We start from the raw sequence: 7853 nt of genomic DNA on the forward strand, positions 1-7853 counted from the left end.
CTACCTCTCGTGCCTCGCGCTCTCAGCCCTCGGTGACCGTGAAGCCCTGGGCCTTGGCGTACGAGACCATCTGCCGCTGGAAGGTCCTGAACGCCTCGGGCAGGGTCTCGGTGCCCTTGGTGACCCCGGCGAAGGTGGAGGTCCACTGAGTGAGCGCCGCGGTCATGATCGGCGGCCACTGGATGGGCCGGAGGTTCTGAGCTGCCTTGGCGAAGACCTTGTTGGGCTGGCTGGTGCCGGAGATCGGCAGCGTCTTGCCCTGGAAGGCTGGCGAGTTCAGCAGCGGCAGGTAGCCGGGGAACGCGCCGGCGACATCGCCGCTGAGGATCTGCCAGGCGTCGGCCGAACCGCCGAACCACTTCGCGAACTCCGCGGCCTCCTTGGCGTGCGCCGTGCCCTTGACCACGGCGAGCGTGGAGCCGCCCCAGTTGCCGTCGGCGCCCTGGCCCGCCTGCTGCGGTACGGGGGCCGCCTGCCACGAGCCGATGGTCTTCTTGATGCTGCCCTGCATGCCGACCGGGCCCCAGGCCGGGCTGATCCGGGCCGCATTGGCGCCGCTGTCGAGGTTCGCCCACTGCGCGGGCGAGAAGTCGGCCGCGGTGGTGACCTCCTTCTTGTCGATCAAGCCCTGCCAGAAGGTGGCGAAGGCGGTCTGCGCGGCCCCGGTGAAGTTGATGCCGAGCGTGTCGCCACCGCTGTACGTAAACGGGAAAGCGCCGTACTGCTGCATCATCGCGAGCACCGGCTGAGCGTCGACCGGGTCGAAGTTGGTGATCGCGGCCTTGGGGTCGGCCGCGTGCAGGGTGTCGGCCGCGACGGCGAACTGGCTCCAGGTGGCCGGCACCGCGATCTTGTGCCGGGTGAAGACGGCGGAGTCGTAGTAGAGCGCCAGCGGGCCGAGGTCGACCGGCATCGCGTACTGCGCCGAGCCCTGGGTGACCGCGGACCAGGCGGCTGGGGTCTCGTTCTGCTTCGCGTCGCCGACGCCGTAGGGGGTCAGGTCCACCAGGCTCTTGGTGATCTCGAACGACGGCAGTTCGAAATACTCGACCTGGGCGATGTCGGGGGTACCGGAGTGCGCCTTGAGTGCGTCGCTGAGCTTGACGTAGTCGTCGTTGGCGGCGCCGGCGTTCTCCAGCTTGACGCAGATGTCCGGGTGGGTCTGGTTGAACTTCCTGACCACCAGGTCGTAGCCGGCCGACCAGCCCCAGAAAGTGAGGGAGGTCGCGCCCGACCGGCAGCCCGCGCCGCCGGATCCGCCTGACGTGCTGCTGGTCACACCCGGTGTCGCGGTGTCGCTGCTGCCGCACGCTGCGAGAAGGGCGGTCGTCAGGGCGGCCGCGCCTGTCGCCACCGCCCACCGGCGGGATCTGCTACGGAAGCGGTCTCTGTTCGTGGAGTACTCGGACATCGATCGTGTCACCTGAGCCCTTCATCGCACGTGATGCAACGTTGCAAGACAGTAACCAGCGCGTTTGCAACGTTGCAAGAGGTCGTGTATCACGGTTGGGTCGCGGCCCGGGGGTCCGGACGGGTCAAGACAGCCCGGACCGCGACGGTGTGCATACGGGGACGGATGCGGGGACGCCGCTATGCGGCCGTCACCGCGGGAACCGCAGGAGCCGTAGCGGCTGCGGGAGTTACGGCAGGTGCCACACCTGGGTCGACAGGCCGTTGCAGTCGTAGATCTGCAACTGCGTCCCGTTCGCGGTGTTCGCCTGCGGATCATCCAGGCAACGCCCGGACTGCGGATTCAGCAGCGAGCCGTTCGGCTGCGGGAACCACTGCTGGCCGCCGACGCCGTTGCAGTCCCACAGTTCGGTCTTGGCGGAGTTCGCTGTCCCGTTGGCCACGATGTCCAGGCACTTCCCGAACGAGCGGACCGTGCCGTCACTCATCCGCGTCCACTGCTGCCCCTGCACCCCGCTGCCGCAGTCCCACAACTGCACCTTGTTGCCGTTCGTCGGGGTGTTGGTGTCGACATCGACGCACTTGTTCGTGGTGCCCGGCCCGGTGATGGCGCCGGTCGGCCCCTGGTTGGAGCCGGTCAGGTGCCACACCTGCGTGGACAGCCCGTTGCAGTCGTAGATCTGGAGCTGGGTGCCGTTCGCGGTGTTCGCCTGCGGATCGTCGAGGCAGCGGCCGGACTGCGGGTTGAGCAGCGAGCCGTTGGCCTGCGGGACCCATTGCTGGCCGCCTGCGTTGTCGCAGTCCCACAGCTCGACCTTGGCGGAGTTCGCCGTCCCGTTGGCCACGATGTCCAGGCACTTGCCGAAGGCGCGGATCGTGCCGTCACTCATGCGCGCCCACTGCTGACCGGGTACCCCGCTGCAGTCCCACAGCTGCACCTTGTTGCCGTTCGTCGGGGTGTTGGTGTCCACGTCCAGGCACTTGTTCGTGGTGTCCGGCCCGGTGATGGCACCGGTCGGTCCGGGTGTCACCTCGGTGCCGAAGCTGACCTGGCACTTGCCGTTGCTCAGGTGCGTGCCAGCCATGTAGAGGACGCTGGAGCCGTCGGCCGACGGCAGGATCGGCGAGCTGTACCCGGGGCAGGCCGTCTCGCCCGCGTCGTAACCGCCGGTCGGGTTGACCACCACGGGCGCGGTGGTCTCGGTCCAGGTGCCGTTGCCCAGGTTGGTGTTGGCCAGCAGCACCGCTCCGGATTCCTGCTCCACCGTGATCGGGCCGCCGTCAGCGCCGTAGACCACACGCTGGCCGGACAGCAGCAGGGTGCCGTTTGTGCCGCCGGCCGGGCTCCAGGCCAGTTGCGGGGTGTGCAGGAAGTGCCGGCCGTCCATGGTCTGGGCGATGTTGCCGAGGTTGCCGGGATTCCAGCTCAGCCCGTCCGGCGAGGTCTTGACGTAGACCGCACAGGCGCTGTCCGGGTCGTAGCCCGCCTTGCAGTCCTCGTAGGACATGGCATATGAGCCGTTCGGCAGCTTGACGACGCTGGCCATGCCGGGGCGCTGGACGTTGTCCTGCACGGCCACGTCGTAGACCTCACTGCCCCAGGTGGCGCCGCCGTCGGTGCTGGTGACGTGGGCCAGGACCTGGGGGTAGCCGTTCGACGACGGCCGCTCGTCGGAGAAGTAGCAGGCGAGGCTTCCGTTGCCGGCCACCGTGAACTCGGGCTCCCAAATGCCGTGGCCCTGGCTGTTCGCCATCCCCGACTCTGAGGTGCACGCGCTGCGGTACGACCAAGTGGTGCCGTGGTCGGTGCTGATGAAGACCTCGACGGTCTGCTGGGTGTAGTCGTTGCGGTTCCATGCGGTGCCCGACGCGAGGAGCGTGCCGGCTGGCAACGATCCCTCGGCCTGCGGCAGTTCGTACAGCGTCGGGCCGTCCAGGTCCCAGCCGTGCACGGTGTCGGTGACGGTGCCGATGGGCGACGCGGACCAGTTCGCGCCCCCGTCGGTCGAGCGGTAGATCGGGAAGCTCGCCTTCTGACCGGTCACCCCGGAGTGCGAGAAAGTAGCGAGGAGTGTGCCGTTGGAGGCGCCGCTGTGCTCCAGCCGGATCACCCGGGGGTAGCTGGCGTCCTCACTGGGGTTCGCGGTGGTGTTCGGCGTGTACAACACGCCGATGGTCGGTGTCGCCGAGGCGGGGCTGCCGGCGAGCGTCATCCCGGAGACGGCCAGCGAGAGCGCGGTGAGGACAGCGCCGGACCGTGACAGCCACTTGGGCGTCCGACTCCGTCTGTCTGTCGCACGCGTCCCGTCCGGCCTGCTTCTCCTGTGCATCGAGCGCTCCTTCGCGATCGAGAGGGGATAGGGGGAGGACATGCTGGGATCGCCTGCAACGTTGCAGAAGCGGAACCGAGTTGGCAGTTTGCAACGTTGCAAGGGATTTCGCGGAGGTTACCCCCGTACGTCGTCCGTCCACAACAGGCGCGCGCGAATCCGGCGGACTCCCTTGTGGGAACACACCCCGCACAGGCCCGCGGAGACAGAGCTTGATCGAGTTCCGTAGGTGTCCGGATCGTTGGTGATGCCCAGGATGGGGAGTGCTCGTTGGAGCTCGTCGCGGATCGCGCGGGTGGTCTTGGCGATGTTGTCGGCTCCCAGGGTCTTCAGCACGCCGATGGCGAGGTTGCGGAGGGTCGCCATGGACCGTGGTGCAGTCCCGGCGTGGACAGTGGAGGCGTCCTCGGCGAAAGTGACATCTCTGATGTGGTGCGAGGAGTTCTCCACTCCCCAGTGCCCACGAATCGCGGCGGCCAGATCGGCGGGCCCGGCTTGGTGGGCGTCGAGGCTGGTGACGGCGTAGACACTCTCGCGGGTCTCACGTTCGCCGGTGGGCTTGCGGCGGCGGTGGACGCGGATGGCCAGGCGGGCGTGGTGAAAGGCGATTCCGCCGAGTTCGTCGGCGATCCCGCAGGTCTTGATCGAGCGGGACTCTCGGCGTCCGTGTCCGGCCCCGGAAGCGGTGTGCTGGACTGCGATGGACTGCCAGGGCAGAGCGGCGAGTTGGGTGTAGGCGTGCGTTGGTTGGTCTTGATCACGGCGATGTAGTGGGCCTTCTTTGTTTCGAGCAGCCAGGAGATGTTCGCCTTGACCGAGTGCAGGGCGTCGAAGGTGACGAGGGTGCCGGTCAGGTCCAGCGGTGCCAGCAGCGGTTGGAAGTGTGTGGTTTCGTTCGTCTTCGCGCCGACCTCCACCTGGGCGAGGGTCACGACGGTGCCGTGAGTGACCGCGGAGAGCAGATGCCGGCGCGTCGCGGTGAGACGGGCCGATCCCTTGAGTGCTTTGCCGTCGACAGCGAACGCGCGACCGCCCGGACGCGGAGGGCGGCGGCGCCTGGGAGGGGTCGGTGACGGCGCGGCGCCGGTCGGCCAGGTAGGCGCCGACCGCCCGGTCCAGGGCGTCACCGTCAACAGCCCCCAGCACACGGCCGATCGTGACCGACGCCGGAGAGCGCCGCCATCTGAGCAGGTGGCGGCGGATCCCGATCACCGTCAGGAGTGCGGTCGGGGCACGCTGGCCCCACTCGGCGAGTTCGTCGATGCTCCTCGCTCCCGAGACGACCGCGCACGCCTCACCAGCAGGAGTGTGTATCGAAGTCGGCGGTAGCCGGGGTCGTTCGGGTCTCCCACGGACAACTGCCGGAGCTGTTTCCGTAGTTGCTTGACGACATCCCGGCGTCCGCACTTTCGCGCATAAGCCATCCGGGCCAGGTAGGAGCCGTCGCCCAGGTGCAGGAAGGAGGTGGGGATGCGGCGGGCGGAGGAGCGCACCAGGAACTGGGCGCCGGTGGCCTGGACGTCCCGGGCGAACTCGTTCGCGTCGAAGCCGGCATCAGCCAGCAGAAGCATCGTGCGGTCCAGCCCGCTCAATAGGCGGCCTGCGTAAGTGAGTTCGCCGTCACTCTCCGGGCCGAACGCGGCAGCCAGCACGGCACGGGTGCCGCACTCGACCAGGACCACGAGTCGCAGCAGCGGGTAGCCGAACTCTACGCTCTCGCCGCTCGCTTGGGGTAGCGCCAGGTGAACGCCTCCTCATCGGGCACGTGCAGGTGCCGTCCACGGCCACGGTCCGAAGCCCTCGAGAGAACGAACCGGCCTGCCCGAGGCCGGCGACGGGCCCGGCGAGGATCTCGAACAGTCGCCGCAGCGGTGCCGCTCCTATTCGCCGTCGGGCCCTGGACAGCGAAGAGACCGCACGACGCACCAACGGCAGTCCCTCCAGTCCCGCCGTCAGCTTGCCCCACACGCCCCGGTAGAAACAGTCCTCGAACGGGGCCAGCGCGAGGACGAAGGAGGCCACGACCCGGCACGGCAGCAGCCGCAGCCGCTTCTCACGCGACCCGGTCTCCTTGATCACCGTGTCCACCAGCATGAAGTCCACGATCTGGGTCAACTCGCCCAGGTGACCGGGCGCGTACACGCCCCCGGCCGCCTCGACCGTGCGCGTGATGACAGGCTTCTCCTGCAACGGGACTCCCGACGATCTTCTTGCTCCACACAAGTTGATCTATCAGGACGTCCCGTCGCGTCATTCATCAGGGCTTGACCTGCGACTCAAGACTCAAACGCAACGGTGTTGCGGTTGTCATGCAGCAGTGGCCAGCGTAGTTGATCGTTACTCGAAGGCGATCAGGCTGATCTGGCCAAGGCGGGAATGCCTTCGCCGGGTGTTGTAGCGGGTCGCTCAGCGGAAGACCGCGAGCCGGGCCTCGCGCGCCCCGGTCCGGCAAGCGGTCGGTTTGACGAGTCGCAACGGCGCACCCCAAAGCCACGTCGTTGCGGCCGGTCAAACCGACCGTGCCGGCCTGCGGCCACATCAGTGCTGGTCCGCAGACCACGCGACCTGGTCCAGGTACCAGCGCTCGGCACTGACGCGGTACGTCGTCACCTCGTCCCATCGGTACCCGTCCCAGACGTACGCGTGGCTACCGTTCCAGCGCTCTTCCCCGTAGTGGCCCTGGCGGTCGTCGTTCGTGCGCCAGCCGCGGGCCGCGCCCCAGCCGTCGTCCTGTGCGCCGTGGTGAGCGCTCTGGTATCCGTCCGCGCGGTCACCGCCGGCGGTGACCGCAGACTGCGTGTGCTCCCCGGGCGCCGAGGCCGTCGCCGCTGACGCCGTGCCGCTGACTCCGAGAAGGGCTCCGCCTGCCAGCGCCGTAGAAGCGACAGCGGTCGAGACGCGCTTGATCCACTTGTTCATGGTCATCTCCTTGTGATGTGCCGCGACTCCGTTGACCGGGCAGCCGTCCTGTCCGTGATCCGGGGAATCCGGATCAGAAACACGTGCGATAGAAACTACATAGAACGTTCGTTACACATGGATCGTAGGCACGCCAGCTCCGCACTGTCAAGACCGAACGTTCTCTCTTCGAGGGGCGAGTTGAGAGTTCGGAGAAGCCGCCTCTCTCGTCGCGACGTGTTCAGCCGTCACGCATTGGCAGGCGGCGTCGTGGCGGGCTGGGCCTTGAGCCGAGGACGGACACGGCATCGTCTGTCAGCATTGATGCCACTCAGTGGCAGTCATGGCTGGTGTGCCGACCGTGCAACTCCCGCACAGGACAAGGAATGCGACCACGGTTCCCGCCTCGCCGGCGAGGTCACCACCAGCCATCTGGGACGGCGACCGGCGCCCCGGTGGAGGTGAGGAGCCGGCTGGATGCTGGAGCCGTCCGGGGAGACCTCCAGCACGAAGTGGCCGGAGGCGAGGCCGTCATCCATGGCCGCCTGGACCGGGCCGCCCTGTGCTGGCCGGGTGCGGGTACCGGGGATTCACCGTCGATCGTGGCCGGCCCTCGTCGGCGATGAGCACCTCGTAGCGGGCCATGACTGTCCTCCTCATGAGGTCGTGACGGGTGGGGACGCCGACGGGCGGTAAGCCTGACGCCGGTGGGGGCGCGCGACGTCAGGACGGCGGCCGTCACGCGGCCGGCGAGCCGGGCGGGAGGCGCTGTCTGTGGTGCGGCGCCGCACGTGTTCATGGGTGTCCACCTGTTTCCCCCTCGCTGCCGGGTCTGCTCGGCGGCCCCGCTCACCCCCCTCTAGACAGACCAGTCTGCCCGTTGCTATTTTTCAGACAGACTGGTCTGCCTGGAGGAGAGGTAGTGACATTCCGCAGCGTCGGCTCGGCCACGTCGCTTGAGTTCGCCGCGCCCCGCCGGGGAGGACAGCACGCCTCCGGTGGCACCGGCACGCTCGTGCTCGCGAGTTCCGTCGTCGTGCTCTTCCTCGCGAGCGCGAACGCGCCGAGCCCGCTGTACACCGTCGTCAGCCTGGTCCTGACGATTGCGGGCCTCGGCGTGACGGTCGCGGCGCTCGCGCTGAGCTCGGCCGGTCTCTATCTGGCGGCCAGCGTGGTTGCGGGCATGGGGTACGGCGCCGGCTTCCAGGGCCCCGT

Annotated in this window: 6 protein-coding genes and 3 pseudogenes; 1 reads left to right on the forward strand and 8 read right to left on the reverse strand. The window is 68.3% G+C overall.

Going from position 1 to position 7853, the window contains the following annotated elements; translation table 11 throughout:
- Positions 1-22 precede the first annotated feature (22 nt).
- The 8 genes and pseudogenes from SRB17_RS44170 to SRB17_RS44195 form a co-directional block, all read right to left on the reverse strand.
- Complete coding sequence (locus SRB17_RS44170; RefSeq protein WP_153547729.1) at positions 23-1411, reverse strand: ABC transporter substrate-binding protein; 1389 nt, start codon at positions 1409-1411, stop codon at positions 23-25.
- A 229-nt stretch (positions 1412-1640) separates the two neighbouring features.
- Positions 1641-3740, reverse strand: a complete 2100-nt coding sequence (locus SRB17_RS44175) for a sialidase family protein (RefSeq protein ID WP_153547731.1) — start codon at positions 3738-3740, stop codon at positions 1641-1643.
- Positions 3741-3857: 117 nt separating this feature from the next.
- Entirely contained in the window at positions 3858-4106 is a 249-nt protein-coding gene (locus tag SRB17_RS47870; RefSeq protein WP_267133515.1) for a hypothetical protein, read from the reverse strand.
- 27 nt (positions 4107-4133) lie between these two features.
- Positions 4134-4538 (reverse strand): annotated as a pseudogene (locus tag SRB17_RS47875) (hypothetical protein); the annotation flags it as partial.
- A pseudogene (locus SRB17_RS47325) lies at positions 4538-4888 on the reverse strand (hypothetical protein); the annotation flags it as partial. The pseudogenes SRB17_RS47875 and SRB17_RS47325, both read right to left, overlap by 1 nt.
- Before the next feature lie 66 nt (positions 4889-4954).
- Complete coding sequence (locus SRB17_RS47330) at positions 4955-5434, reverse strand: transposase (RefSeq protein WP_416237149.1); 480 nt, start codon at positions 5432-5434, stop codon at positions 4955-4957.
- Positions 5361-5882 (reverse strand): transposase domain-containing protein, encoded by a 522-nt coding sequence (locus SRB17_RS48785; RefSeq protein ID WP_416237150.1) that lies wholly within the window; start codon positions 5880-5882, stop codon positions 5361-5363. Before SRB17_RS48785 ends, SRB17_RS47330 begins: the two co-directional genes overlap by 74 nt.
- Before the next feature lie 396 nt (positions 5883-6278).
- A complete protein-coding gene (locus SRB17_RS44195; protein WP_153547735.1) occupies positions 6279-6659 on the reverse strand; it encodes a hypothetical protein in 381 nt (126 codons plus the stop codon).
- A gap of 901 nt (positions 6660-7560) precedes the next feature.
- Here SRB17_RS44195 and SRB17_RS44200 point away from each other — a divergent pair.
- Positions 7561-7853, forward strand: a pseudogene (locus SRB17_RS44200) (hypothetical protein); the annotation flags it as partial.

Origin of the sequence: Streptomyces sp. RB17 (assembly GCF_009604455.1) — a bacterium.
Taxonomy (GTDB): Bacteria; Actinomycetota; Actinomycetes; order Streptomycetales; family Streptomycetaceae; genus Streptomyces.

Bases quoted from the DNA above. Each gene is read 5' to 3' on its own strand.
- SRB17_RS44170 (WP_153547729.1), bottom strand. From the start codon at position 1,411: ATGTCCGAGTACTCCACGAACAGAGACCGCTTCCGTAGCAGATCCCGC.
- SRB17_RS44175 (WP_153547731.1), bottom strand. From the start codon at position 3,740: ATGCACAGGAGAAGCAGGCCGGACGGGACGCGTGCGACAGACAGACGG.
- SRB17_RS47870 (WP_267133515.1), bottom strand. From the start codon at position 4,106: ATGGCGACCCTCCGCAACCTCGCCATCGGCGTGCTGAAGACCCTGGGA.
- SRB17_RS44195 (WP_153547735.1), bottom strand. From the start codon at position 6,659: ATGAACAAGTGGATCAAGCGCGTCTCGACCGCTGTCGCTTCTACGGCG.